Raw genomic sequence first — 25,115 nt, forward strand, 5'->3', positions numbered from 1 at the left:
GCCCCCGACCGGTTCTCCCGGTCGGGGGCGCCCCTGCGTGCTCGACGTGGTCGTCCAGGCCGACGGCTTCACTTGGTGACCGCCGGAGCGACGGCGGTGGGGGCGACGCCGGTGAGCCGGTCCGACGGTGTCGCTCCGGGCTCGGCCGACCCGACGACATCACCTCTCGCCCCGCCGACCCGACGACATCACCCGATCCCCGTCGGCCGACCCGACGACATCACCCCTCGCCCGGCCGCCCCGACGGCGTCACTTCGTGTTGACCGCGATCTTGCCCGCGATGATGTCCTGCTTGGCCTTCTCGACCGCCGCCACGACGTCCTTCATCGCCTGGTACTTCGGGTTGGAGTCCGCGAAGCCGACGCCGCCCGACTTGAGGTCACCGCGCTGCTCGCCGGTCAGCGGCTTGCCCTCGACGACCGACTTGACCAGTTCGTACACCGCGCCGCCGACGTTCTTCAGGGCCGAGCCGAGGATGTAGTCCTTGTAGGCCGCAAGCGCGCTCTGCTGGTACTGGTCCGAGTCGACGCCGATCGCCCACACCTTGTGCGCGGCGGCCGCCTGGATCACTCCCTGACCGGACAGTCCGGCCGCGTGGTAGATCACGTCGGCACCTGCTGCGATCTGGCCGTTCGTCGCCTCCTTGCCCTTGTCGGGGCTGGAGAAGCCGCCCTCCTGGGGCGTCTGGGTCAGGTACTGAGACTCGATCTTGATCTTGGGGTCGACGGACCGGGCGCCCTGGTCGAAGCCGGCCTCGAACTTGTGGATGAGCGGGATGTCCACACCGCCGATGAAGCCGATGTGGTTCTTCTTCGTCGTCTTGGCCGCGGCGACACCCGCCAGGTACGAGGACTGCTCCTCGTGGAAGACCAGGTCGGCGACGTTGCTCGCCTGGACCGTGTTGTCGTCGATGATGCCGAAGGTGATCTTCGGGTACTTGGCCGCGACCTCCTTGACGGCGGGCGCGTAGACGAAGCCGACGCCGATGATCGGGTTGTAGCCGGACTTCGCCAACTGCTCCAGACGCTGCACCTTGTCGGCGTCGGACTCGTTGTCCTGCGGCTCGACGTCACGGCCGCCGATCTTGAACTCCTTCTCGGCCCTCTGGAAGCCGGAGAAGGCGGCGTCGTTGAAGGACTGGTCGCCCTTGCCGCCGATGTCGTACGCCAGGCCGATGCCCTTGCCCGTGTAGCCGGACGAACTCTTGTCCGAGCCGCCGGCGGACTCCGTGCTGGACTTGCCGCACCCGACGGCCGCGAGGGCGATGACCGTGACGGCCACCGCAGCTTGGGAGAATCTCGTCCTCCGAGAGATCAGACGCACAGCAGTACCCCTTCATCCCCACGGCACCGTCACCGGTCCGTATCCCCAATGCGCCGCCACCGCAGCGATTCGGCGCACAGTAACGCGCGTAGACGGGGAGGGGAACGGGGTTCCTCGCGGCCGTTATCGATTCGTGCCGCCACCCGGTTACTTTTGCCCGCCGCCCATGACGACGGGGTAACACAAGCGGACGAAGGGGTACCGAACGGGGCACCCCTTCCGGCCAACCCCGCGCCGCCCGGGCTATCGTTCCGCGTCGAGCAGCGCCGCCGCCGTGAACAGCTCCACGCCGACCGTGATGGCGTGCTCGTCCACGTCGAAGTCGCCTTGGTGGAGGTCACGGACGCCGCGCTCACCCGGTCGGCGGACACCGAGGCGGGCCATGGCGCCGGGCACGTGCTCCAGGTACCAGGAGAAGTCCTCGCCACCGAGGCTCTGTTCGGTGTCCTCGACGGAGTCGGCCCCGCGGCGCGCGGTCATGGCGTCGTGCAGCAGCTCGGTGACGACGAGGTCGTTGACGACGGGCGGCACGCCGCGGATGTAGTTGATCTCCGACTTCGCCCGGTACAGGTTCGCGATCTCGTCGATCGCCGCGTGCACGAGGTCGGGCGCCTGCCGCCAGGCGTCCAGGTCCAGGCAGCGTACGGTCCCGGAGAGTTCGGCGTGCTGCGGGATGACATTGGGTGCGTGCCCGGACTCGATACGCCCCCAGGTGACCCCGAGCCCGCTGCGCGCGTCGATGCGGCGCGCGACCAGTGCCGGCACCTCGGTGGCGACGCGCGCGGCGGCCGTGACGAGGTCGGTGGTGAGGTGGGGGCGCGCGGTGTGGCCGCCCGGGCCGTTGAGCGCGACCTCCAGCCGGTCGCAGGCGGAGGTGATGGGACCGTGCCGCAGCCCGATACGCCCCGCGTCGACCTTCGGGTCGCAGTGCACGGCGATGATCCGCCCTACGCCGTCGAGGACACCGGACTCGATGGCATCGGCGGCACCGCCCGGGAGGATCTCCTCGGCCGGCTGGAAGATCAGCCGCACCGGCTGCGGCAGCCGTCCCTCACGATGCAGCTCGGCGAGGACAAGCCCGGCGCCGAGGACGACCGTGGTGTGCACGTCGTGGCCGCAGGCGTGGGCCCGGTCGGGCACGGTGGAGCGGTAGGGGCAGTCCGTCTTGGTGTCCGGGATGGGGAGCGCATCGATGTCGGCGCGCAGCGCGAGCATGGGGCGTACGCCGTCCCCGTCGCCGATGTCGCAGAGAAGCCCGGTGCCGCTGTCGAGCACGCGTGGAGCGAGTCCCGCCTGCTCGAGGCGCGCCTTGATCGCCGCGGTCGTACGGAACTCCTGGTTGCCCAGTTCCGGGTGCATGTGCACGTCGCGGCGGAAGGCGACGAGTTCGGCGCGCAGCGCCTCGGGCAGCGCGCCGGGGAGCGCCGCTTCCCCGGGGTTGTCGGCCTCGGACTCTCGGGACATCAATTGGTTCACCCTTTGAAGGGTAAGGCGATCGGGCGGCCAATCTCCCGCCGATCAACAAAACTTCAGCCCGTCAGGGGAGAAAAGTTGGCCGCACGCCGCATAGCGGGCAGTGGAGGTGGGTAAACTCGCCCGTTTTCGGGTCGACGGGATCTTGAGGCAGTCGCGAGCGCTTCCGCCGGGGTCACCGCGGAGCCCTCCGCGCGCCGCCGAGGCACCCGGTGATCCCTGCACGGGACCGCTGCCGTGTCCGAGGGCCCCGCCGTGGCAACGCCCGGAGGTCCCGGGCCATTCCCGTGCCCCACGGATACCACGCCGCACCGCCGCCGTGGGCCCGGCGCGTCACCCGGCCCGCCCGGCCGCCCCGGCCGACGCTCATATGGCGCACGGATGAACCCTTGGAAGCCGCCCCCGTCCCGCTCGCCCGGACGGGTAACGTGCGCGAGCGTGAACGCCGAGGACCCGGACTTCATACGTACCGCCAGGGCGTCGTACGACGCCCTGGCCACCGACTACGCCGCGCACGTCCCCGACGGCCTGGCGACCCGCCCCGTGGACCGCGCCCTGGTCACCGCCTTCGCGGACCTGGTGCGGGCGAACGGCACCGCACCCGTCGCCGACCTCGGCTGCGGCACCGGCCACGTCACGGCGAGACTGCACGAACTCGGCGTACCGGTGTTCGGTGTGGACCTGTCCCCGCGGATGGTTGCCCTGGCCCGCCGCACGTACCTCGAACTCCGTTTCCACGTCGGCACGATGACGGCCCTGGATCTGCCGCCGGAGACGCTGGGCGGCATCGCGGCGCTGCACTCGGTCGTCCATGTGCCGCGAGAGCATCTGCCCGCGCTGTTCCAGGAGTTCCACCGGGTCCTGGTCCCGGGCGGACACGCTCTCCTGGCCTTCGGGACCGGCGACGACGACCATCTGCACATGGCGGAACGCTTCGGGCACGAGATCGCCCTGGACCACCACTGGCACAGCACGGCGACGGTCGGCTCGCTCCTCGAGGGGGCGGGCCTGCATCTCGTCGCCCGGACGCTGCTGGAGCCGGAGGGGAACGGGAAACGGCAGCGGGCGGTGCTGCTGGCCCGCAAACCGGCGAAGGAGGACTGAGAGGACTGAGAAGGAGGACTGGGGCGGCCGGGCTATCCCGGCGCCGCCGACGGCAGCCGGTCCACGTCCCGTGCGGTGCCCGTCACCCCGGAGAGGAAGCCCTGGGCCCGTGGTGAGGCATGGTCCGTCAGCCAGGCCGGGTCGATGTCGCAGACCGCGACACGGACCTCCGTGCCGGCCAGCGCCAGAGGGAGGGTGTGGACGACGGTGGAGGGGAAGCTGAGGATCGTACGGCCGATCGGACCACGCCGGGCGATCAGTTCCAGGGGCAGGTCCGGACGCACCACCTCCAGGCCGGTCCGGGCCGCCAGATGGCGGAGTTTCTCCGGGCTTTCGCGGCGGTGGGCGAAGTAGCGCAGCGCTCCGTGCGCCCTGGCGAGTGACCGGACCGCCTCCAGATAGCGCTCGCCGTCCACCACTCCCGTCTCGACCAGCGAGGTGCCCACCAGGTCCGCGCCCGTCCTCAGGCGCGGCGGGCCGAAGCGGGAGCGGGTCCAGGCGAAGTCGTTGGCCGTGACCGTTATGCCCTCCGGGACCTCGTCGATCGGCATCGACGAGAAGACCTCGACCGACCGCCGCTCACCCGGTGTCAGCCGTCGGCGCGCCCACGAGGACACGGGGGCGAAGAGCAGGTCACGGGGCCCGGGGCGGCCGCCTTTGCGGTGCCAGCGCACCAGGCGTTCGCCGCGGGCCAGCTGGGCGACGAACTCCATCGTCGCCGTGCCGTCGTCCACCACCACCAGCTCACGGGCCCGGGTGATCGTCAGCAGCAGCTGGACGTAGCGGGAGAAAGGGTCGCCCATCACCACCCGGTGGGCCCGGCGCAGCAGCGGGGCGAGGCCGCCGACCGTCTGGAAGGGCGCGGCCGTCCCGCCCCGTGCCTCCTCCCAGCGGACCGCATAGCCCTCGTCGCGGGCCAGTTCCGCCATGCGGCGCAGTTGGCCGCGGGTCATCGGGTCGGTGGGGGACAGCACCACGAAGGTGAGCCCCTCGGGCGCCGCACGCCCCGCACCGTCCGCCGCCGCACGCCCCGCACCGGATCGCCGGCCACCCTGCGCGGGAATCGCCGCCACGCGCGCGGGCGCAACGCTCTCCGTGCCGCGGAGGGCGTGCGTGTGCGCCCACTCCAGCACGTTCAGGAGCTGTACCGGGCTCTCGACGAAGGCGAGCGTGTGGTGGCCGGCTGATCCGGCGCGGGGGCTCATCGGCGTACGACCGTCCCGTAAGGCGCTCAGACCGAAACCGGCTCACCGGCGGCTGCGGCGATCTCCGCCTCGGCGACCACGCCGGCCACTCGGCGCAGCTTCTTCATCGGGCCGAGCTCGGAGTCGTAGACCTTCTTCACACCGTCGCCCAGCGACGCCTCGATGGTGCGGATGTCACGGACGAGGCGCTGCAGGCCCCCCGGCTCCACCGACGCGGCCTGGTCTGAGCCCCACATGGCGCGGTCGAGGGTGATGTGGCGCTCGACGAAGGTCGCCCCGAGCGCGACCGCGGCGAGGGTGGTCTGCAGACCGGTCTCGTGGCCGGAGTAGCCGATCGGGACGTTCGGGTACTCCATCTCCAGCGTGTTGATCACACGCAGGTTCAGCTCCCCGGCCTTAGCCGGGTACGTCGACGTGGCGTGGCACAGGAGGATGTTCTCCGAACCGAGGACCTCGACCGCGTGGCGGATCTGCTTCGGGGTCGACATGCCGGTGGACAGGATGATCGTGCGTCCGGTGGCACGCAGCGCGCGCAGCAGCTCGTCGTCGGTCAGGGAGGCGGAGGCCACCTTGTGCGCCGGGACGTCGAACTTCTCCAGGAATGCGACCGCCTCGGTGTCCCACGGGGACGCGAACCAGTCGATGCCCTTGGTCCTGCAGTACTCGTCGATCTGGCGGTACTCGTCCTCGCCGAACTCCACGCGGTGGCGGTAGTCGATGTAGGTCATCCGGCCCCAGGGGGTGTCTCGCTCGATGTCCCACTGGTCGCGCGGGGTGCAGATCTCGGGGGTGCGCTTCTGGAACTTGACGGCGTCGCAGCCGGCCTCGGCGGCCACGTCGATCAGCTTGAAGGCATTCTCCAGCTCACCGTTGTGGTTGATGCCGATCTCGCCGCAGATGTAGACGGGCTGACCGGGACCGGCGGTACGTGTACCGAACTGACGCAGACGGGAGTTGGTGCTCATGGGAGGGGATTCCTTAACTGTCGAGGGAGTCGAGAGAGGGGCCGAGGATCCAGCTGGCGATCTCTCGGATCGCGCCGTCACCGCCGGGGACGGTGGTGACCGCGCGTGCGGCGCCGCGCACGACGTCGTGGGCGCTGGCGACCGCCACGGGCCAGCCGACGAGGCCGAAGCACGGGAGGTCGTTGACGTCGTTGCCGACGTAGAGCACGCGCTCAGGCGCGATGCCCTGCTCCTCGCACCACTGCTTCAGCGCGAGGTCCTTCCGGTCGATGCCGTGCAGGACCGGGATCCGCAGCTTCCGGGCTCTGGCGGCGACGACCGGGTTCTGCTCCGTGGACAGGATGAGCATCGTCAGGCCGCTCCTGCGCAGCGCGGCGATGCCGAGGCCGTCCCCGCGGTGCACGGAGACGAACTCGCGTCCGTCGGAGTCGATCAGCACCCTGTCGTCGGTCTGGGTGCCGTCGAAGTCGAGTACGACCGCGTCGATGTCCGCACGGGTCGGGAGGTGGGTGGGAGGAAAATCTGCGGGGGTGCCGGGCCTCGACGCGTCGAAGAGGGGTGCGAGGGCGCGGGCGCGGGCCAGGTCGTGCGGGTCGTCGATCTCCAGCACCCGGGCCGGGTCGGTGCGCACGACTTCGGTACGGCCGAAGAAGCGGTGGCGGTGCTTACGCAGCCCGGCCGCGTCCATGGCGTAGGCGGCGCCGGTCTCCAGCAGGTCCTGGGGACGGTCCTGACGACGCGGCCGGAACGACTTGTCGTGGTTGACGCCGTAACCGCCGTCCGTGGCCGTGGGGTCGGCGACACGGGTGCCGCCTGAGCCGGCCTGCGGCCGGGGGGTCCCCCATGTCGCGTCGCTCGCCTCGCCGGTGCGCTGCGCTCCGATGACCGGCGCGGGCTCGTCCGCCGCGTCGCGCCAGACGAAACCGTGGAAGGGCGCCACGGTCAGAGCCGTGTCCGCGCCGTTCTCGACGACCGCCGCGGCCACCCCGTCCACGTCCTCGCGGACCAGGAACGGGCTGGTGCACTGGACCAGCAGCACCACGTCCACCGGCGCGCCGTGCAGCGCCTCGTGGGTGTCCAGGGCGTGCAGCACCGCGGCCTCGGAAGTGGCGGTGTCGCCGGCGATGGCGGCGGGGCGCAGCACGACCTCGGCACCGGCCTCACGGGCGGCAGCGGCGATCGCCTGGTCGTCGGTGGAGACCACGACATCGGTGACGAGCCGCGCGGCCCGGCACTCGCGCACCGCACGGGCGACCAGCGGCACCCCGCCGACCGGGGCGAGGTTCTTCGCGGGCACGCCCTTGGAGCCGCCGCGCGCGGGGATCACCGCGAGCACACGGCGCACGGAGTCCGCCTGCCGGGCTTCCGGGTTGGACATGGGATGCACTCCTTGGGGTCCTTGGCCTGGGGTCCGCTCGCTCACAGCTCCCCCATCCGCCGGATCACGGGCGCCACGCGCTGCACTCCGTGGCGGTAGGCGCCGCGGGCCGCACGGCGGACGATCTGGCGCACCGGGCCGGCCGCCTTGTCGGCGGAGGGCGCGCCGGGCAGCGGGCTGCCGTCCGGGGCGAGGTGGTGACGGGCGAGGACGCCGGGCAGATAGCCGGGCGCGGTGACGGGGGTGTAGTAGGGCTTGAGCGGCGGGAGTTCGCCGGTGGCGAGAAGCTCGGTGATGCGCCGGCGCGCCTCGTCGAAGGCCGTCGCGTACGAGCCGTCGGGGGCGACGCCCTGCCGGGCCACCCACTCGGCGTCCGGTGTGGGCACGTGCCCGGCGTCGAGCTGGTCCCAGGAGGCGAGGCAGCCGGAGCCGACGAAGTGGTGGTTGCCGAGGGCCTCGCGCACCCCGAGGTCGGTCAGGACGACGGTGGGGATACGACGGTGCAGGGATTCCAGGGCGGCCGTCGAACTGACGGTGACCAGCAGGTCGGCTTCGTCGAGGACCTCGCCCATGTTCCCGTAGACCAGGCGGAAGTTGGCCGGCAGGCCCTGCTTCCGGACCAGCTTCTGGTAAGGCAGCTCCTCGATGTGCGTGGTGTGCTCGCCGGGCTTGGAGCGGAGCTTGAGCAGCACCTCGCGCCCGGGGTGCCTGCGCGCGTGCCGGATCAGCCGGTCCAGCAGGTAGGCGCGGTCGGTGCGGCTCTCCGGCACGGACGGTTGCGCGGCGAAGACGACCGTGCAGGGGTCCTTCTTCTCGTAGGGGGCGCCGCCGAGGAAGGGCAGCGCGACTTCGGTCACCGACGAGGCGTCGGCGCCCACCCCCTCGTACACGGCCCGGAAACGCTCGGCGTCCTGGCGGGAGTTGGCGAGGACGAGGTCCGCCCCGTGCCGCAGCAGCAGGCCGTCGGCGAGCTTCTCGTAGACGACGCCGACATAGCCGGTGACGACCACGGGCCGCCGCGTGCGTCCCTGCCAGGCGTGGGCGAGCCCGTGCAGTATCGCCTGGACCCCGCCGCCGACGAGGGCGAGCACGAGGACGTCGTACGTCTCCTTCGACATCTCGCGCAGGAACTCGACTGCGGTGACCTCGCGGAGGGAGTGCGCGCGGACGCCGACCTCTTCGAGCTGGCGGGCGGTGGGGGTGGCACGGCCCCGCAGGAGGAAGCCGTCGAGCCGAATGCCCGAATCCGCCGCTTCGGGCGATTCGCCGGACTCCGTGAATTCCGTCGGCGAAATACGGTTCGCGGTGAGCGCACCCCATTTCCACCGGGTATCGGAATCGGCTAGGACGGCAACCCGCAGGGGCTTCACGCTACTTACTGGCACACCGAAGACGCTAGGAAGCGATTCCGATGCCCGGCCCAACCGGAATGCAACAAAGGGTTAACAGCACTTCGCCGAACGGCGAATCGAGCCGGGAAACGCATGCGAAACAGCTGGGTTCACTATTCCGCCACGCTTCGTTCACCGCGCATCAAGCCGACGGTCAAGACGAATGCCGGGCCTCCGCCTAACGTCACTCGTGTGGTCAAGCTCTCCGTCATCGTGCCGTTCTACAACGTGCAGCAATACGCGCCCGACACCCTGAAGAGCCTGCGTGCGAACGCGCGCGGGGACTTCGAATTCATTCTCGTCGACGACTGCTCGCGCGACGAGACCCCGGACATTCTCGCGCGCGCGGAGCGCGAGCTGCCAGGCGCGGTGTATGTCCGGCACGAGAAGAACGGAGGACTGGCGACCGCACGCAACACCGGGATCGACAAGGCGCGCGGCGAGTACCTCACGTTCCTGGACGGGGACGACTGGCTCGCACCCGGCTATTACCCCCAACTCCTCTCCGCCATCGAGGAGTTGGGGTGCGACTTCGTGCGCACCGACCACGTCCAGTGCACCGCGCGGACCCGCGCCGTCCACCGGGTGCCGCACGGCCGGCGCGGCGTGGTGATGAACCCGCGCGACGCGATCCTGCCCGCCAGCCGCTCCACCTCCGTCGACTACGCGTACGCATGGGCGGGCATCTATCACCGCCGGCTGATCGACCGCGGTCTTCTTCACTTCACCGACGGGCTGCGCACGGCCGAGGACCGGCCGTGGATCTGGAAGCTGCACCGGGAGGCCGAATCCTTCGCCGCGGTGGGGCTCATGGGGGTCTTCTACCGACGCGGCGTCGCCTCCTCGCTCACCCAGATCGGCGATGTACGACAACTGGACTTCATTCGTGCGTTCGATCAGGTCGTGGCGGAAACCGCCGAGGACCGGGACGCGGCCGAACTCCTCCCCAAAGCCGTCCGCACCTATTGCGCGATCATTTCTCATCATCTGGGATCCATCGAAAGGTTCGAACCGGCGGTGGCACGGAAACTGAAGTCGATGAGTGCTGTCGCACTGCGGCGCATGCCGAAGGAACTGCTCGAGGACGCCCTCGAGTCCATGGACATCGACCGGGCCTCCCGGCTGCGCCGCCTGCGCCGCCGTCCGGTCTCCGCGGGGGTGGCCGCGTGACGACTCAGATCTTCCTTGCCTCGACGCTGTACGGCACGGCGACCCTGGCCGCGGCGCTGGACAGCGAGTGCTTCGCGCCCGCCGACCGACGCATACTCCTCGTGTCCAACAACGCGGCGACGCCCGAGACCACGCCCGCCCTGGACGAGATGCCCGGCTTCGAGCATCTGCGCGGCCGGTTCGACGAGGTGATCTCCTGGAACGAGACCATCACCCCCTTCCACCCGGGCGGCTGGGCTCCGCGTCCGGACGACGCCCCGCTGTGGGAGCGGCACCTCAGGCTCGCCTGGGACCTCGGCGACGACGACATCGAGCTGGCCGTCGAGTCGATCCAGGTCAATCCCGCGCTCGGGGTCTGCCAGATCTTCACCGGGGCGCCCGTCACCGTGTACGCGGACGGCCTGATGAGCTACGGCCCCACCCGCAACAAGATCGACCCGCTGGTCGGCACCCGGGTGGACCGTCTGCTCCACCTCGACCTGGTGCCGGGCCTCACACCGCTGCTGCTCACCGAGTTCGGCGTGGAGCCGGAGATCGTGCCCACGGACGCGTTCGCCAAGGTGCTCGCGGAGCTCGAGGACACCGGCGGCACATTGCCGTCCGTCGACGCCCCCGCGGTGCTGCTCGGCCAGTACCTCTCGGCGCTCGACATCCTCACCGCCGAGGCGGAGGAAAAGCTCCACGTACGGATGCTGAAGGGCGCGGTCGCGCTCGGCCACACCCACGTGGTGTTCAAGCCGCATCCGACGGCCCCGGCCCGCTGGTCGCGCATATTGGAGAAGGAGGCGCAGAAGCTCGGCGCCGATCTGACGGTGCTCGACACCCCCGTCCTCGCCGAGGTCCTCTATCAGCGCATGCGTCCGGCGCTGGTCGTGGGCTGCTTCTCCACCGCCCTGCTCACCGCGTCCGCGCTCTACGGCCTCCCGGTCGCCCGTATCGGCACCGAGGCCCTGTTGGACCATCTGACCCCGTTCGAGAACAGCAACCGCGTCCCCGTCACGATCGTGGACGCGCTGCTGCCCGAACTGACGGCCCGCAAGGCCGTCACCGACCAGCGCCCCGGCATGGACGTCGAGGGCCTCAACGCACTCGTCCGGGCGGTGGGCTTCGCGATGCAGCCGAAGATCTATCCGAGCCTGCGCCCGGACGCGGAGGACTATCTGATGAAGCATCTGAGTCCGGGGACCTGGCGGTACTTCAAACGGCGCCGCCTCACCTCGCTGGCCCTGCCGGGCGGGATCCCCGTCCAGCTCGCATTCATCCCGCGCAACGCGACCGTCCGCAGGGTCGCCCGCCGGGCCCGGTCCCTCAAGCGCGCCACGCTCGGATGACCGCCGCGAGCACGGAGCTCCCGAAGCTCGCACCGGGAGTCGGCACCCCTCGCACCCCGCCCGAGGCGCGCGACAATCGCCCCGCGCCCCGGCTCCGCGCCCTCGACGGGCTGCGCCTGGTCTGCGCCCTGATGGTCGCCGCCTACCACTACGGCGGCCGGGACGGCGAGGTCGCCCGTGCCTGGGGGGCCTCCCCGAGGGTGCAGTTCCCGACCACGCACACCTGGTTCGCGTTCGGCTGTCTGGGCGTCGAGACCTTCTTCGTGATCAGCGGCTTCGTGATCTGCATGAGCGGCTGGGGCCGCCCCCTGAAGGCGTTCGTGATCTCACGGGCGGCGAGGCTGCTGCCCGCCTACTGGGCGGCCGTGCTCCTGGTGGCGGCCGTCTTCGCGCTGCCCTGGGTCCCGTACAAGGGGACGTCCTTCAGCGAATTCCTGGTCAATCTGACGATGCTGCAGACCCCGCTCGGCGTGAACCGGGTCCTCGGCGTGTGCTGGACCCTGTGGGCGGAGGTCCGCTTCTACGCGCTGTTCGCGCTGTGCGTCGTCATGCCGGGTGCGAGCCGCCGGCGCGTCCTGATGTTCTGCGGCGGCTGGATGCTCGTCTCGTCCATCGCGGCGACCGCGCACCAGCCGTTCCTCGACGCGGTGCTGATGCCGGGCTACGCGTCGTTGTTCATCGGCGGTATCGGCCTCTATCTGCTTCACCGCGACCGCCGCGACGCGGCGGCCTGGTTCGTGGTCGTCCTCAGCTGGCTGATCAGCCAGCACTTCGCGGTCGCCCGGCTCTGGCACCCGGTGAACCCGCACTTCTTCTCCTACCGCCCGCAGTACGGGATCATCCTCGCCGTCACGTTCGGCTTCGTCGCCGTGGGTGCCGTCGCCCTCGGCGCCTTCGGCTGGGCGAACTGGCGCTGGCTGACCGTCGCCGGGGCCCTGACGTACCCGTTCTACCTCGTGCACGAGCATCTGGGCTGGATCGTGATCGCCGTCCTGCACCGCCGGCTCGGCCTGCCCTCGTACGCCACCGTCGCCCTGACCGTCGGGGTGATGCTCCTGCTCGCCTGGGTCCTGTACAGCTTCGTCGAACAGCGCCTGGCACCCGTGCTGAAACGGCTGCTCACCGCCCCCACACCCTGAACCCAGGGGCCTGCCCCGCACCCGGGCCGGACCCCTCCCCATCCCCCCACAGGCCAGATCGTCCCCGCAACCGCAGAAAAGAGTGACCCTTCCTCATGACTGCCGCGCACGACACCGTCCGGACCCCGTACGAACTGGCCGACGTCCCCGGCTGGTTCCCCCACCTCGACCAGGTCCTCTTCGACTGGTTCCTCACCCGTCAGGAAACCCATGACATGCGGGGTGACCTGCTGGAGGTCGGGGTGTACATGGGCAAGTCGGCCATATTCCTCGGCCGTCACCTCCAGGAGAGCGAGGCGTACACGGTCTGCGACCTGTTCGAGGGCGAGGCCCCGGACGGGGCCAACCGGGCCGAGACGGCCAAGTCCTACGCGGAGCTGACACGGGAGGCTTTCGAGAGGAACTACCTCTCCTTCCACGACAGGCTGCCGCGAGTCCTCCAGGGCCCCAGCTCCCTGGTCCCGGCCCATGTGGCCTCGCGCTCCTGCCGGTTTGTGCATGTGGACGGCTCACATCTGTACGAGCACGTGCGCGACGACATAGGCGCGGCGTGCGAGGCCCTGCGGCCCGGCGGCATCGTCGCCCTCGACGACTTCCGTTCGGAGCACACACCGGGTGTCTCCATAGCCGCCTGGGAGGCCGTGCTCAACCGGGGTCTGAACCCGGTCTGCCTGAGCGGCCAGAAGCTCTACGGCACCTGGGACGACCCGAAGGACCTCCAGGAGGACCTGCTGGAGATGGTGCGGGAGCGCACGGACTGCTCGCTGAGCGTGCAGGACGCGGCGGGCCACCGGATCATACGGCTGAAGGGCAGAGGGATGGCGGCGCCGGAGTTTCCGCGCTCGCGGCACGTCAGGCCGGTGGCGCCCGAGCCGGAGCCGTCGGCGGAACGGATGCACGCACCCGCCGCCTCCCCGCGCGCCAGACTGGCCCGCCGACTCGCCGTGGACCTGCTGCCGCCCGTCGTCACCCGCGGCGTGAGAGCGGTGCGAAGCCGCAGGCGTACCGGCTGAGCGGCGCCGCTACGGACCCGGCGGGCGCCCACGGCTACGTGCCGGCCGGCGACAGCTTCACCGCGAAGCCCGGGAAGAGGACGCCCGCGGCCGAGGTGGCTCCCGCCGACATCCGCTTGCGTCGGCGGAAAGCCGCCGCGAGACGCGTACCGCTGCATATCGGAGTCCGCCCCCGATCACCCATTCGGAGGAATCACCCAGCTCAGAACGCATCCGACGGCACGTACGTCCCCCAAACCTCCCTCAGCGCGTTGCACACCTCGCCCACCGTCGCGCGGGCCTTGAGGGCGTCCTTCATCGGGTACAGGACGTTGTCCGTGCCCTCCGCCGCCTTCTTCAGGTCCGCGAGCGCCGCGTCCACCGCAGCCTGGTCCCGCTCCGCGCGCAGCCCGGCGAGGCGTTCGGCCTGCTGGGCCTCGATCGCCGGGTCGACGCGGAGGGGCTCGTAGGGCTCCTCCTCATCGAGCTGGAAGCGGTTGACGCCGACGACGACGCGCTCGCTCGCGTCCGTCTCCTGCGCGATCCGGTACGCGTTGCGTTCGATCTCGCTCTTCTGGAAGCCGTGCTCGATCGCGGAGACCGCGCCGCCGAGGTCCTCGACCTTGTGCATCAGCTCCAGCGCCGCCGCCTCCACGTCGTCGGTCATCTTCTCGATGACGTACGAGCCCGCGAACGGATCCACCGTCGCCGTCACATCCGTCTCGTACGCCAGCACCTGCTGCGTCCGCAGGGCCAGCCGCGCGCTCTTGTCCGTGGGCAGGGCGATCGCCTCGTCGAAGGAGTTCGTGTGCAGCGACTGCGTGCCGCCCAGGACCGCCCCCAGGCCCTGCACCGCCACCCGTACCAGGTTCACCTCCGGCTGCTGCGCGGTCAGCTGCACCCCCGCCGTCTGCGTGTGGAACCGCAGCATCATCGACTTCGGGTTCCTGGCCCCGAACTCCTCCTTCATCACCCGGGACCAGATACGGCGGGCCGCACGGAACTTGGCGACCTCCTCCAGGATCGTCGTGCGCGCCACGAAGAAGAACGACAGACGCGGCGCGAAGTCGTCCACGTCCATCCCCGCCGCGACCGCCGTCCGTACGTACTCGATCCCGTCGGCCAGTGTGAAGGCGATCTCCTGCGCGGGCGAGGCCCCCGCCTCGGCCATGTGATAACCGGAGATGGAGATCGTGTTCCACTTCGGGATCTCCGCCCTGCAGTACTTGAAGATGTCGGCGATCAGACGCAGGGACGGCTTCGGCGGGAAGATGTACGTGCCGCGGGCGATGTACTCCTTCAGCACATCGTTCTGGATCGTGCCGGTCAGCCTGTCCGCGGGCACCCCCTGCTCCTCTGCCACCAGTTGGTACAGCAGAAGCAGCAACGCCGCCGGAGCGTTGATCGTCATCGACGTCGAGACCTTGTCCAGCGGGATCCCGCCGAACAGCACCCGCATGTCGTCCACGGAGTCGATCGCCACACCCACCTTGCCGACCTCGCCGTGCGCGATCGGCGCATCCGAGTCGTGCCCCATCTGCGTGGGCAGATCGAACGCCACCGACAGGCCCATCGTGCCGTTCGCGATCAACTGCTTGTACCGCGCGTTCGACTCCACCGCCGTACCGAAACCGGCGTACTGACGCATCGTCCAGGGTCGGCCCGTGTACATCGACGGATACACCCCGCGGGTGAACGGAAACGCCCCTGGCTCACCCAGCTTCTCCGCCGGATCCCAGCCCTGCAGAGCCTCCGGCCCGTACACCGGCTCGATGGGCAGTCCGGACTCCGACTCGCGCGCCATGGTGTGTGCCTCCGCGTTGCTTCGTTACTCGGCCTGGTGACGTGGCTCGGTACCGGCTTGGCGCCGGCTTGGTTACTCGCCAGTACAGACGATCCTCGCGACGGACTGTAGCGGCGACCGTGCTCCCGGTGGAGGGCGGCAGGCTGGGACCTTGCTCACAACCATGCCCCTTGGTTCGCCGGCGGTCACGCGCGGGGAGCATCTCGGGGACACGACCGGACTTCGGGGATCAGTGAGACGCCGGGGGTGGGGATGCGTACGACGAAGATGGGGAGATCGCTGGCCGTAGTCGCAGGAGCCGCCGCGCTCGCCGCGGTCACCGGCTGCACGGCGCAGCCCGTGAACGGGAACGGCGGGAACGGGAAGCATCGTTCGCCGCTGCACATCGAGGTCCCGCACACGCCTTCCGGCGACGGCACGCCGAGCGCCGCGCCCGCTCCGGCGTCCTCCGCCGCCGTGCTGTGGGCGCGCGGGGACTCCGACGCGGGCGTGCGGGAGCTGCAGGCACGGCTGCGCCAGGTCGGCTGGCTGTTCGACGGTCCGACGGGGACGTACGACGACCTGACGGAGAACGCCGTCAAGGGCTTTCAGGGCAAGCGGGGGCTGCCGCAGACGGGGCAGGTCGACTCCGCCACCTGGCAGCGGCTGCTGAGGATGACGCACACGCCCGGCAAGTGGGAGCTCTATCTGATGGGCGGGCAGCCTGCCGCGGCTCCCGACCCGCGCTGTATGACGGGCCGGGTGCTGTGCATCAGCAAGACGAGCCGGACGCTCCGCTGGATGATCGACGGCCGGACGGTCTCGACGATGGCGGTCCGGTTCGGCGCGCAGTACACGCCCACCCGCGACGGCGTGTTCAGCGTCTACTGGAAGTCGCGCCACCATGTGTCGACGCTCTACCACTCGCCCATGCCCTACGCGATGTTCTTCAGCGGCGGTCAGGCGGTGCACTACTCGTACGACTTCGCCGCGCGGGGATACGCCGGAGGCTCGCACGGATGCGTCAACGTGCGGGACGAGGAAGCGATCGCGGCACTGTTCTCCCAGGTGAGAAACGGCGACAAGGTCGTCGTCTACTGGTGAGAGGGGCCGAGGGAGAGGTGCGGGGCGCGGGCGGGACCGGGGGAACGTGTCCCGCCCGCGCCGATGTGCACCGAGCCGTGGGTACGGGGGGAACCCCGGCTCTGTGCGACGGCCGATGACCAGTCGGCTCACTCATTACTGCGCCGCGGCGGCCGAAAGTGTCACACCCGTTCCGAAGAAAATTCAAAAACTTACGAATTGGCAGGTCAGGGGCTTGGAGGCGACGACACGGCGAGCGCCGCCGTCGGGGTCGGCGCCCCTGGGACGGGCTAGAAGGCGGGGGTTGCGTTCCGCGGCGGGAGCGGGGCCAGGGCCTGGGGGGTGACCGTCGGGACGATGCCCACGTCGTTGCCGCCCGGCGCTATGTGGCTCTCGCCGTCGCCGCCGCCCTGCTCGCCACCGGTGCCGCCACGGCCGCCGTCGCTGCCGCCCTTGTCACCGCCGCCGCCGGCGTCCCCGCCCCGGCCGTAGCCGTGGTCGCCTCCGGTCGTACGGATCCAGCCGTCCAGGACTCCCTTGCAGAACGTCTTCACCCGGCTGCTGCCCCCGGCCGCGTCCTCCATGTCGCGCAGCCGCTCGGCGCCGACGTCCTTGCCCGCGGTCATGGCGCGGCACGACGAGCGCATGGCGGCCCACCACTCCTGGGTGCGGCCCGCGGCCCGGTCGCCGGTGGTGCCCGGGCTCGCGGTCGCGCCGGCTCCGTCGCCCGCCTCCGTCTGCGGGGAACCGCCCGGCGTGGGCGCGCCGGATGTGCCTCCGGGCGCCGGCAACGGGGAGATGCCGCTGTCCGGTCCGCCGGGCGTGGGAGAGAGCAGCGGCTGCTGCGGCGTCTGGGCGGCCGACACGGACGCGGCAGGGCCAGGGCCGCCGCCGAACGGCGTCGGCAGGACTCCGGTTCCGGCCGCCACCGCGACTCCGCCGATCATCCCGGCGGCCACCGAGGCGGCCAGCACCAGGCGCACGGGGCGACCCCAGCGGGCCTTCTTCCGGCCCCGTCCGGGACGTCCGAGGCGTACCAGCCCGGCGTCGGCGGACTGGGCGACCGGGTGCGGGGGGACGGACCGGCGAAGCGTCTGCCCCTCGGCGTTCCGGTCCGCGCGTACGGCCCGGAAAGCGGCCAACGCGTCGGCCTCGCCCGGCAGTTCCGCGCTGGTCGGCGGGGGTGTGACGGCAAGTGAGGCCAGGGCTTCGGTGAGTGCGGCTGCCCGCGCACGAGTGTCGTCGTCGACGGCGTCCAGCGGCTTTCCACGCAGCAGACGCTCCGCCGCGTCACTGTCCAGCCACCTGTACTGCTCGTCGGCCATCACATGTCCTTCTGCGTCCGCGAACGCATATGCGTCACACCGGCGGACGACACCGCGCGTCTGCGCGCGTCTCTCTGGGGAGGCATGGCGCCGAGCACGCCGGCCGATTCCGCATCCGTCTCCGAACCCGCGCCGAGCAGCTCCGCGAGCCGCTTCAGACCGCGGTGCGCCGCGGTGCGAACGGCTCCGGGGCGCTTGCCGAGCGTCTCTGCGGCGGTCTTGGCGTCGAGACCCACCACAACGCGCAGCACCACGGCTTCCGCCTGGTCCTGCGGAAGCTGGGCGATGAGGGAGAGTGTACGGCCCGTGGCCAGGGCCTCGATGGCCTCCCCCGCCGTGTCCGACTCGGCCGCCTTGCCGGTCAGTTCCGTCTCGTCGCCACCGATCGCCGGGCGGCGCCCGCGCATCCGTATGTGGTCGAGCGCGCGGTTGCGCGCGATCCGGGCCGCCCAGCCGCGGAACCGGTCCGCGTCGCCGCTGAACCGCTCCAGGTCGCGGGCTATCTGCAGCCACGCCTCGGAGGTGACGTCCTCCGCGTCCGGTTCGCCCACCAGCGTCCGCACATATCCGAGCAGACGTGGATGCACCGCGCGGTACACGGTCCGGAACGCGGTCTCGTCCCCGTCCTGTGCCGCAAGCACCGCGGTCGTCAGCTCCGCGTCGTCCCCCAGCACCCCGTACTGCCCCTCTGTGCGCCCGAGCCGGCGCCGCTCTCGCGGACCGGGTTCTCGATGTCGTGATTCCTCATCGTTGATTGCGGTCTGAGGCCGCTCGTGTTCTGCGGCGGTTGCATCACCCGTTTTGCTGATCGTCCGCGTCGGCGCGAAAGGCACGTTACGGCTTGAAACCGGTCTGCGTCCACGTCTGCACAACGTGCAACCAAGCCGTGACGCGGCGAGGTGTGACAGAAAACGCATCCACGGCGCTGTAGAGGGTACGGGCCGCCGCGCGGCCCGTGCCGCGCGACGGCCGGGGCCTCTCCTGTGGGGGGTGGCGGCCCCGGTCGTTGCTCAGGCGGCGAACTCATGGGTCCCGTGGGGTATTTGCGGGCGCGGGCAGGAGCCGAGTGGGGCTCGGTCCTCCCGGTGAGGAGAGGTGTTCTTCACTTCCGCCCTCCGCCGGTCGACGGGGCGGTTTTCCCTTTCCCGGCCGCGACACCACGGGGTGGCTTGTCTGTTCCCGGCCACGAGGCGACGCGGTGGCCATCCCTCCCCAGCCGCGAGACCACCAGGGCCGCCTTTCCCCTCCCGGCCGCCCACGGAGGTGGCTATCCCCTACCCGGCCACCAGGCCTCAGGGTGGCTTGTCTGTTCACGGCCACCAGGCGACGCGGTGGCTATCCCTCCCCAGCCGCGAGACCACGAGGGCCGCCTTTCCCCTCCCGGCCGCCAGGCCACGAAGTGGCTTGCCATTTCCCGGCCGCCGAGCCACGGAAGTGGCTTCCCTCCCCAGCCGCCGAGCCACGGAGACATGCTCGTCCCGCTGGTCGGCCGACGGGGATGCTCACTTCTTTACCGTCCGCCGGTGGACGCAGTTGCCGACTCGCTCACGCCCCACCGGCGGCCCGAGTCGCCAACACCCTCCCGCCCCCCGCCAGTCCGCGGAGGCGCGCGCCCGGAGCGCTCGTCGGCCGAGGACGCTACTTGCCCTTCCCGCCGCTTCCCTTGCCTGCGCCCCCCTGGCCACCGGACGTGCTGCCGCGGCCGTCGGAACCCTGGGAGGAGCCGTCGGACTTGGCGGACTTCTCGCCGGTCTTCGCGGCATCCTTGTCGGAGTTTCCGGTGCCGTCAGTAGCCGCGCTGTGGCTCGGCGTGCTCCGCTCCGTGGCCCGCGCCAACTGCTCGGAGCAGTACGCGACAACCTTGTCCTCGCCGTGGGCGGCCGAGACGAGCCAATGCCAGGCCGTCGAGTCCAGCGCCTTCCCGCGGCTCTTCACCTGCTCGTAGGCGCGGCAGTGGGCCTCGGCGTCCTGAGCGGTGGCCGGGTGGTCCGGCCGCCCTGAACCGGCGGAGGACTGCGACGACTCACCGCGCGGCCGGTGCGGCGCGACCGTCGACGGGTGGGCGTCACCCCGGCCGTCACCGTTGTCCGACGACGAGCCGGCCGAGCCGATCGCCGCGACGGCGACACCGCCCAGGGTGAGGCTCGCGAACAGCACGCCGAGCGTCGTCTTCACGGGGCGGCCGACGCGCCGCTCCTCACGGACCCGCCAGTCGTCCCGGCGCCGGGTGCGGGCCCGGTGCGCGCCCGAGTCCCGGGCGACACGGAACGCGGCCACGGCCCGCTGCTCGGCATCGGCGTCGCTGTGGCCCCCGCGCAGGGCGGTGGCCAGCAGCATCTCCAGCCCGGCGTCGTCGAGTGCGTCCCAAGGGCCGGACAGGGCGCCGTCAGGGTGCGCACGTCGACGGCCACGTACTCCGTCGCCGCTCAGCCGTTCACCCATGTCCGATTCCGTTCCTGTCCGACCCGTTCGATTCGTCCGGCCTTGCGACCCCGTATGCCTGTCCGCAGGTCTGCCGCCGCCGTCGTTCATTTCGACTCCCCCAGCGTTCGAGAAGCCTCATCCGTCACACCTTCGTCCTCCGCGCCCTCGACGCCCAGCCGGTGGGCGAGGCGCTTGAGGCCCCGGTGCGCGGCGGTTCGCACCGCGCCGGGACGCTTGCCGAGGACGCGCGCGGCGGCGGGGCCGTCCAGGCCGACGACGACGCGCAGCAGCACGGCCTCGGCCTGGTCCCGTGGCAACTCGCGGACCAGTTCCAGGGCCCGCTCGGTGGAGAGGGACTCCATGGCCTCGTCGTGCGTGGCGTGCGGCCCGGGCAGGTCCAGCAGGTCCTGTTCCAGGGCCGACGACCGAGGCCGCACCCGCTGGCGGCGCAGGTGGTCGAGCGCCCGGTGCCGGGCGATGGTCGCGGTCCAGCCGCGGAAACCGGCCCCGTCCCCCTTGAACCGCCCGAGGTCCCGGGCTATCTCCAGCCAGGCGTCGGACGCCACGTCCTCGGCGTCGTCGCCGACGAGACTGCGCAGATAGCCGAGCAGACCCGGCTGCACGATCCGGTAGGCGACCGCGAACGCGGCCTCGTCACCGTCCTGGGCCCGCGCGACTGCCGCGCCCAATTCCCCGTCGTACGCCTGTACGCGCCGGGGTTGCCGTCGCTGGCCCAAGACTGTCCTCGTTCGCACCGGGTTCGTGGCAGGTCCGCACCGACCGACACGCTTCGGTCGTGTCGACGCCCTGTGGTGATCAGCGTCTGGGCTCACAGAAGTGTCACAACGAATCCCGCGGGTTTACACGGACCGCTGGGCCGTAACGGCTCACTCGCCGGAAGCGGACGGTCCCGGACGGCCCGACACTCCATGGACACGCCGCGGATGCGGGTCGGCGCCGTCGCGGCCAGGTGACGTTTCACGGGGGCCGTGCGCTGGGGGAGTTGTCCGCCCCGGCCAAGGCGCGGACACCCATCCGGGCCGGACGAGGAAGTCGCACCCCTCTCCCCCGAGCTCTCCGTGCCGCCCCCTTACTCCCCCCAAGTGGCACGGGGAGATTCCGGCCGGCCGGGACCTCACCCACTGCCCGAGGTCCCGGCCGGGCCTCTGCGCAGAAGGCTCGACGGCGAGCGCTCGACGCGGCTCATGGAACGCACGATCACGGCCCCTGGTAGGCGCTTCCGCCGACCGTCGCGTCCCGGCACAGCAGTCGCAGCGACCCCTGATCGGCGAAGCAGCGGCGGGCCTCGTCGATGGGGTCCCACAGGCGGCCGTCCGGGGTGCGGACCCAGTGATCGCCGCCCGCCGTCCACCACTCCGCACCGGTCTGACGGACGATCACCTCACCCGCGTACGCCCCGAAACCGCGCAGCACGCTCTGCACAGCCGCGTAGGGCGTCCCCTCGCGCCGCAGGTCGTCGATCATCCGGTCGACGCGCCACAGGCTCTGCGCCGAGTAGTCGAGGCACAGTCGCGCTCCCTCCCGCATCGTCGCCACCGTGTCCGCCGCCCACCGCACCGGCTTCGCCGCGGCCTGTGGTCTGGTCTCCTGCTGTGTCGTCACATTGGGAAGAGCGAGGTCAGCGGGCGATCCGTCACGCGGTTCCGCGGGTTTCCGGCAACCGGTGCAGGACCGCCCCACCTCGCCCGCACGACGGTCACAGGATCTTCCCGGGTCCGGGGATCCGCCGCGGAGTGATACTTCGACGGCCCCGCGCGCTCCTGTCTGTGATGAGCATGTACTTGCATCTGCGCGCGGTGCCGCCCCCGGCACTGCGCAACAGCGTGCGCTGGCTGCAACGACTGTTCGAGGACGACCGGAACACCGTCCGGGACCGAATCGGCCGGCATCGTGAGGAGGTGCTCGACGAGCAGTACCTCGCCCAGGAGCTTCTCTACGCCGGCGCTCCCCCGCACCGCACGGAGGACCGGCCTCGGACCCAGGTGGTGCTCGGTGGCCAGCCGGTGTTCCATCCCGATCGGGACAAGCCGCCGTTCCTGCTGCTCACGGCGGCCCAGGCCAAACGGGTCGCCGCATTCCTGACCTCGGCCGACTTCGAGGCGCTGTGGCGCCCCGCCCGCGTCGAACTGCTCTCCTGCCACGGCGGGTACGCCGTGGAGCCCGAGGCACGCGACACCTTCGCGGCGGCGCACCGGGACTTGACGGAGTTCTACGTCCAGACGGCCAAGTACGGGGACGCGGTGGTGAAGTGGCTTCTGGCATGAACCGTGACGCCACGCAAGCGCGAGGGAACACGAGAGCCGGGCACGCCCGCGTGGGGACCAGGGACGCTCCCGTCCCGCCGGCCCGCCCTGTCCCGGCCGACGCCCCTCAGCCTCGTCCGCGCGCCCGCCGCGACACCACGGCCCGCAGCACCCGGCGGCCCTCGGTCGACACCTCGAGGGCGTGGCGCAACCCGCCCACGCCGTGGCCCGTGACGAGCTCCAGGACGGCGACCTGACGACGCAGTTCGGCGGCGACGAGCGGCGGAATGCCGTCCGTACGGCCCTCCCGGCAGGCCGTCACCTCGGAGTCTCCGTCGTCGTCGGCTGGGTCGAGGAGCCGGTGGACCTGGAGCGCGGCGACCGAGCAGCCGTCGGCCCACCGGCGCAGGGCGTCGGCGGACGGCTCCTCGGGAACCGCCTCGAGCATGCGGCGGGCGAGCCGCGCGGCCTCGGCCTCGAAGGCACACTCCGGGTCGCCCGCGTCGGCGGCGTCGCCCTTCACGTGTGCCTCGCCCAGTTCGGCCCGCGCCTTCGCGAGCCGCTCCTGCCACTCCTGGCCCTCGGCGAGGCTCGCCCACAGCGGCCGAAGGATGTCGTCGTCGCCTCCGAGGAGCGGGACGCATCGATCCAAACAAGCCAGTCCGCTTGCCGCGAGCGCACGCTCATCGGCTCGTGCGATCAGGTCCACCAGGCTCATCACGCCTCCTCGAAACGCCTCGACGGGGCGCCTCATCTCTACGGAGCCCGCACTTCCCCTTACTGCGTGCAACTGACCGCGAGTGTCACAGGCGTACCACACCGAGTCGATCGGGCACGGCGAAAAAGAGATTTTCGGCCAGCTGCGTTCCCGGCTCCCCTGCGGACGAGGGGCAGGGAACGCGCCGGGCCCCCGCTCCCGGAATACCGCAATCCGGAGAACGGGGGCCCACCGCACCGGTCAGGGGCTCACCCCAGCCGGCCCGCCAGTTGCTGGAACTGCGCCCAGGACAGCGCCGGGGTCCGCGAGTCCCACAACTTCTGGACCGTCGCCCGCAGGGGCATCCGGATCCCTGCTGCCACCTGGTCCTGGGTCTGCGCGCCGGCTCGGTCGCTCCACACGGCGAACACACCGCCGAGTATCTGCCCGTCGTACCGCGCGGGCACCGCCGTCGTGCCCCGTACCACGCGCGGGGTCCACTGCTCGTAGATCCGCCGGCCGGTGGGGTAGACGAAGGTCTGGGGCTGGCCGAGCACGTAGTAGAGGTACTCGTCGTTGTAGTTGATCACGTCGCGCCCCGTGCCCAGGTAGTCGACCGGCTGGCGGGCGCCGATCTCCTTGCCGGTCCAGTACGCGACCTCGAGGTCCTTGGCCGGCTGGACCCCGCTCGCCCGGTAGAAGCCGTCGTTCCAGGCGCGCATCGTCCGGCCGTGCGACCGCACCACGTTGGCGCGGTCGTTCATCCAGCCGGTCGCCAGGTCCGCGATACCGGCGCTCGCCCCGTACTTCCGCCTCGCCGCGGCGGCCAGCTGCGGGTACGAGGCGGCCGGGTTGCGCACCGCCAGCGCCTGGTACTCGTCGCCGCCGAGGTGCCAGTACGAGCCGGGGAACACACCCGCGTACTCGTTGAGGAGGTCGTCCACGATCTTCGCGGCCGCGGGCCTGGAGATGTCGATCGCCCCACGTGTGGGGACGCCGGAGGCGTTGCGCAGCTGGAGGTCGGGGTGGGCCGCGATCACCGCGCCGAGGTGACCGGGGGAGTCGATCTCGGGGACGATCGTGATGTGCCGGCTCGCGGCCAGGTCGACGATGTTCTTGACCTCGGCCTTGCTGAGGTGCTGCTTGGACACGATCTCCGGGTGCGTGCCGGACTCGATGCGGAAGCCCTGGTCGTCGGAGAAGTGCAGACCGAGTTCGTTGTACTTCAGGTCGCCGAGCTCCCGTATTCGGTCCTCGATCCAGCCTGCCGTGTAGTACTTGCGGGCGATGTCGAGCATGAACCCGCGCCGCGGCTTGGCCGGCGCGTCCCGGACGACGCCCTCGGGGGCCGTGCCGCCGCCGTGCACCTCCTGTTTGAGGGTGCGGGTGCCGTAGAAGACGCCTGCCTCGCCCGGACCGGTGATCTTGACCAGTCCGTTCTGGACGGTCATCGTGTACGACTCCTGGTCCCCGCTCCCGGCCAGGCCCAGCTCGACGTCGCCGCCGCGGGCGCCGCTCCGGCCTCCGTAACCCATCCCCAGCTCTCCGGCCAGCAGCCTGCCCTCGCCGGCGAGACGGTCGTCGTCGACGACCACGCGCGCACCGGAGGCGGGCCGCCAGCCCGGACCGCGCGCCGGGCCGAACTCCCGGACGGCGGGAATGGTGCGGGGCGCCTGCGACATGGGGTAGCTGCTGGTCCGCCGCGGCGACGCGGCGGACGTGCCCACGGAGGACCCGGCCCCGGGCGGCGGGCCGCCGCCGGACGGCCACAGCGCCACGGTCGTCGCGACCGCGCCCGCGGCCACCACCACTCCGGCACCCAGCAGCAACCTCTTGCGCCCGCCGGGCGTCATTCCCTCGGGGGTCCGGCGCCTCGCGCCGGTCATCACGCCACACCCCGCTCCACGCACGCGTACGGCCATTCCATGCCCGTACGCCTTCCTGCTGCCTCACGCACCACACCCGTACGTATTCGCTCGAGTATTCGTTCGACTTCAGATCGCACGTCACTCACCTCCACACGCCTGGCCCCCTGCCCCCTCACGAACCTACGACGACCACCCGCTCC

The 25,115-nt window shown here is 71.2% G+C and carries 21 protein-coding genes and 1 pseudogene; 7 read left to right on the plus strand and 15 right to left on the minus strand.

Features of this window, described 5'->3' with window-relative positions:
• Positions 1-249 precede the first annotated feature (249 nt).
• On the minus strand, positions 250-1,281 hold the full coding sequence (locus AAW14_RS31130) for a BMP family lipoprotein (RefSeq protein WP_265567772.1): 1,032 nt from the start codon (positions 1,279-1,281) through the stop codon (positions 250-252).
• Between the two features lie 285 nt (positions 1,282-1,566).
• Complete coding sequence (locus AAW14_RS31135; RefSeq protein WP_265567773.1) at positions 1,567-2,787, minus strand: M20 family metallopeptidase; 1,221 nt, start codon at positions 2,785-2,787, stop codon at positions 1,567-1,569.
• Between the two features lie 447 nt (positions 2,788-3,234).
• Here AAW14_RS31135 and AAW14_RS31140 point away from each other — a divergent pair, with 447 nt between their 5' ends.
• Positions 3,235-3,900: a class I SAM-dependent DNA methyltransferase gene (locus AAW14_RS31140; RefSeq protein ID WP_265567774.1), complete on the plus strand. Its 666-nt coding sequence runs from the start codon at positions 3,235-3,237 to the stop codon at positions 3,898-3,900.
• Between the two features lie 32 nt (positions 3,901-3,932).
• Here AAW14_RS31140 and AAW14_RS31145 read toward each other — a convergent pair whose 3' ends face one another.
• From AAW14_RS31145 to AAW14_RS31160, 4 genes are read right to left on the minus strand one after another with little or no spacing between them, the layout of a single operon-like run.
• Positions 3,933-5,105: a hypothetical protein gene (locus tag AAW14_RS31145; protein ID WP_265567775.1), complete on the minus strand. Its 1,173-nt coding sequence runs from the start codon at positions 5,103-5,105 to the stop codon at positions 3,933-3,935.
• Positions 5,106-5,131: 26 nt separating this feature from the next.
• Positions 5,132-6,070, minus strand: coding sequence for an N-acetylneuraminate synthase family protein (locus AAW14_RS31150; RefSeq protein WP_265567776.1), 939 nt, complete (start codon positions 6,068-6,070; stop codon positions 5,132-5,134).
• Between the two features lie 13 nt (positions 6,071-6,083).
• Positions 6,084-7,448: an N-acylneuraminate cytidylyltransferase gene (locus AAW14_RS31155; RefSeq protein WP_265567777.1), complete on the minus strand. Its 1,365-nt coding sequence runs from the start codon at positions 7,446-7,448 to the stop codon at positions 6,084-6,086.
• A gap of 41 nt (positions 7,449-7,489) precedes the next feature.
• Positions 7,490-8,833, minus strand: a complete 1,344-nt coding sequence (locus tag AAW14_RS31160) for a DUF6716 putative glycosyltransferase (protein ID WP_265567778.1) — start codon at positions 8,831-8,833, stop codon at positions 7,490-7,492.
• A 198-nt stretch (positions 8,834-9,031) separates the two neighbouring features.
• Between AAW14_RS31160 and AAW14_RS31165 the strand changes: the two genes are divergently transcribed.
• The 4 genes from AAW14_RS31165 to AAW14_RS31180 all read left to right on the plus strand — a co-directional run bounded on the left by AAW14_RS31165 (position 9,032) and on the right by AAW14_RS31180 (position 13,492).
• Positions 9,032-10,009 carry a glycosyltransferase family 2 protein gene (locus AAW14_RS31165; RefSeq protein ID WP_265567779.1) on the plus strand — a complete coding sequence of 326 codons (978 nt, stop codon included), beginning with the start codon at positions 9,032-9,034 and terminating at the stop codon, positions 10,007-10,009.
• Positions 10,006-11,340, plus strand: a complete 1,335-nt coding sequence (locus AAW14_RS31170; RefSeq protein WP_265567780.1) for a polysialyltransferase family glycosyltransferase — start codon at positions 10,006-10,008, stop codon at positions 11,338-11,340. Before AAW14_RS31165 ends, AAW14_RS31170 begins: the two co-directional genes overlap by 4 nt.
• The gene (locus AAW14_RS31175; RefSeq protein WP_265567781.1) at positions 11,337-12,479 is read left to right on the plus strand and encodes an acyltransferase family protein; all 1,143 of its coding nucleotides are present in this window, start codon (positions 11,337-11,339) and stop codon (positions 12,477-12,479) included. Before AAW14_RS31170 ends, AAW14_RS31175 begins: the two co-directional genes overlap by 4 nt.
• 95 nt (positions 12,480-12,574) lie before the next feature.
• Positions 12,575-13,492 carry a class I SAM-dependent methyltransferase gene (locus AAW14_RS31180; RefSeq protein ID WP_265567782.1) on the plus strand — a complete coding sequence of 306 codons (918 nt, stop codon included), beginning with the start codon at positions 12,575-12,577 and terminating at the stop codon, positions 13,490-13,492.
• Between the two features lie 34 nt (positions 13,493-13,526).
• Here the strand turns inward: AAW14_RS31180 and AAW14_RS39895 are convergent.
• Positions 13,527-13,652: pseudogene (locus AAW14_RS39895) on the minus strand (leucine efflux protein LeuE); the annotation flags it as partial.
• A 42-nt stretch (positions 13,653-13,694) separates the two neighbouring features.
• On the minus strand, positions 13,695-15,275 hold the full coding sequence (locus AAW14_RS31185; protein ID WP_265567783.1) for an acyl-CoA mutase large subunit family protein: 1,581 nt from the start codon (positions 15,273-15,275) through the stop codon (positions 13,695-13,697).
• 252 nt (positions 15,276-15,527) lie between these two features.
• Between AAW14_RS31185 and AAW14_RS31190 the strand changes: the two genes are divergently transcribed.
• On the plus strand, positions 15,528-16,358 hold the full coding sequence (locus tag AAW14_RS31190) for a L,D-transpeptidase family protein (RefSeq protein WP_265567784.1): 831 nt from the start codon (positions 15,528-15,530) through the stop codon (positions 16,356-16,358).
• A gap of 269 nt (positions 16,359-16,627) precedes the next feature.
• Here AAW14_RS31190 and AAW14_RS31195 read toward each other — a convergent pair whose 3' ends face one another.
• The 5 genes from AAW14_RS31195 to AAW14_RS31215 all read right to left on the minus strand — a co-directional run bounded on the left by AAW14_RS31195 (position 16,628) and on the right by AAW14_RS31215 (position 21,709).
• Entirely contained in the window at positions 16,628-17,662 is a 1,035-nt protein-coding gene (locus tag AAW14_RS31195; RefSeq protein ID WP_265567785.1) for a hypothetical protein, read from the minus strand.
• On the minus strand, positions 17,662-18,336 hold the full coding sequence (locus AAW14_RS31200) for an RNA polymerase sigma factor (RefSeq protein WP_265567786.1): 675 nt from the start codon (positions 18,334-18,336) through the stop codon (positions 17,662-17,664). The genes AAW14_RS31195 and AAW14_RS31200 overlap by 1 nt, the downstream gene beginning before the upstream one ends.
• 964 nt (positions 18,337-19,300) lie before the next feature.
• Positions 19,301-20,104, minus strand: a complete 804-nt coding sequence (locus AAW14_RS31205; protein ID WP_265567787.1) for a hypothetical protein — start codon at positions 20,102-20,104, stop codon at positions 19,301-19,303.
• A gap of 86 nt (positions 20,105-20,190) precedes the next feature.
• A complete protein-coding gene (locus tag AAW14_RS31210) occupies positions 20,191-20,823 on the minus strand; it encodes an RNA polymerase sigma factor (RefSeq protein WP_265567788.1) in 633 nt (210 codons plus the stop codon).
• Between the two features lie 481 nt (positions 20,824-21,304).
• On the minus strand, positions 21,305-21,709 hold the full coding sequence (locus AAW14_RS31215; protein WP_265567789.1) for a hypothetical protein: 405 nt from the start codon (positions 21,707-21,709) through the stop codon (positions 21,305-21,307).
• Positions 21,710-21,876: 167 nt separating this feature from the next.
• Here AAW14_RS31215 and AAW14_RS31220 point away from each other — a divergent pair, with 167 nt between their 5' ends.
• Positions 21,877-22,371 carry a DUF1877 family protein gene (locus AAW14_RS31220; protein WP_265567790.1) on the plus strand — a complete coding sequence of 165 codons (495 nt, stop codon included), beginning with the start codon at positions 21,877-21,879 and terminating at the stop codon, positions 22,369-22,371.
• A gap of 106 nt (positions 22,372-22,477) precedes the next feature.
• On the opposite strand, the gene AAW14_RS31225 is transcribed toward AAW14_RS31220, so the two are convergent.
• Positions 22,478-23,068, minus strand: a complete 591-nt coding sequence (locus tag AAW14_RS31225; protein WP_265567791.1) for a hypothetical protein — start codon at positions 23,066-23,068, stop codon at positions 22,478-22,480.
• Positions 23,069-23,316: 248 nt separating this feature from the next.
• Positions 23,317-24,933: a beta-N-acetylhexosaminidase gene (locus AAW14_RS31230; protein ID WP_265567792.1), complete on the minus strand. Its 1,617-nt coding sequence runs from the start codon at positions 24,931-24,933 to the stop codon at positions 23,317-23,319.
• Positions 24,934-25,115 lie beyond the last annotated feature (182 nt).

This window comes from Streptomyces hygroscopicus (genome assembly GCF_026168105.1).
GTDB classification, from domain to species: domain Bacteria; phylum Actinomycetota; class Actinomycetes; order Streptomycetales; family Streptomycetaceae; genus Streptomyces; species Streptomyces hygroscopicus_D.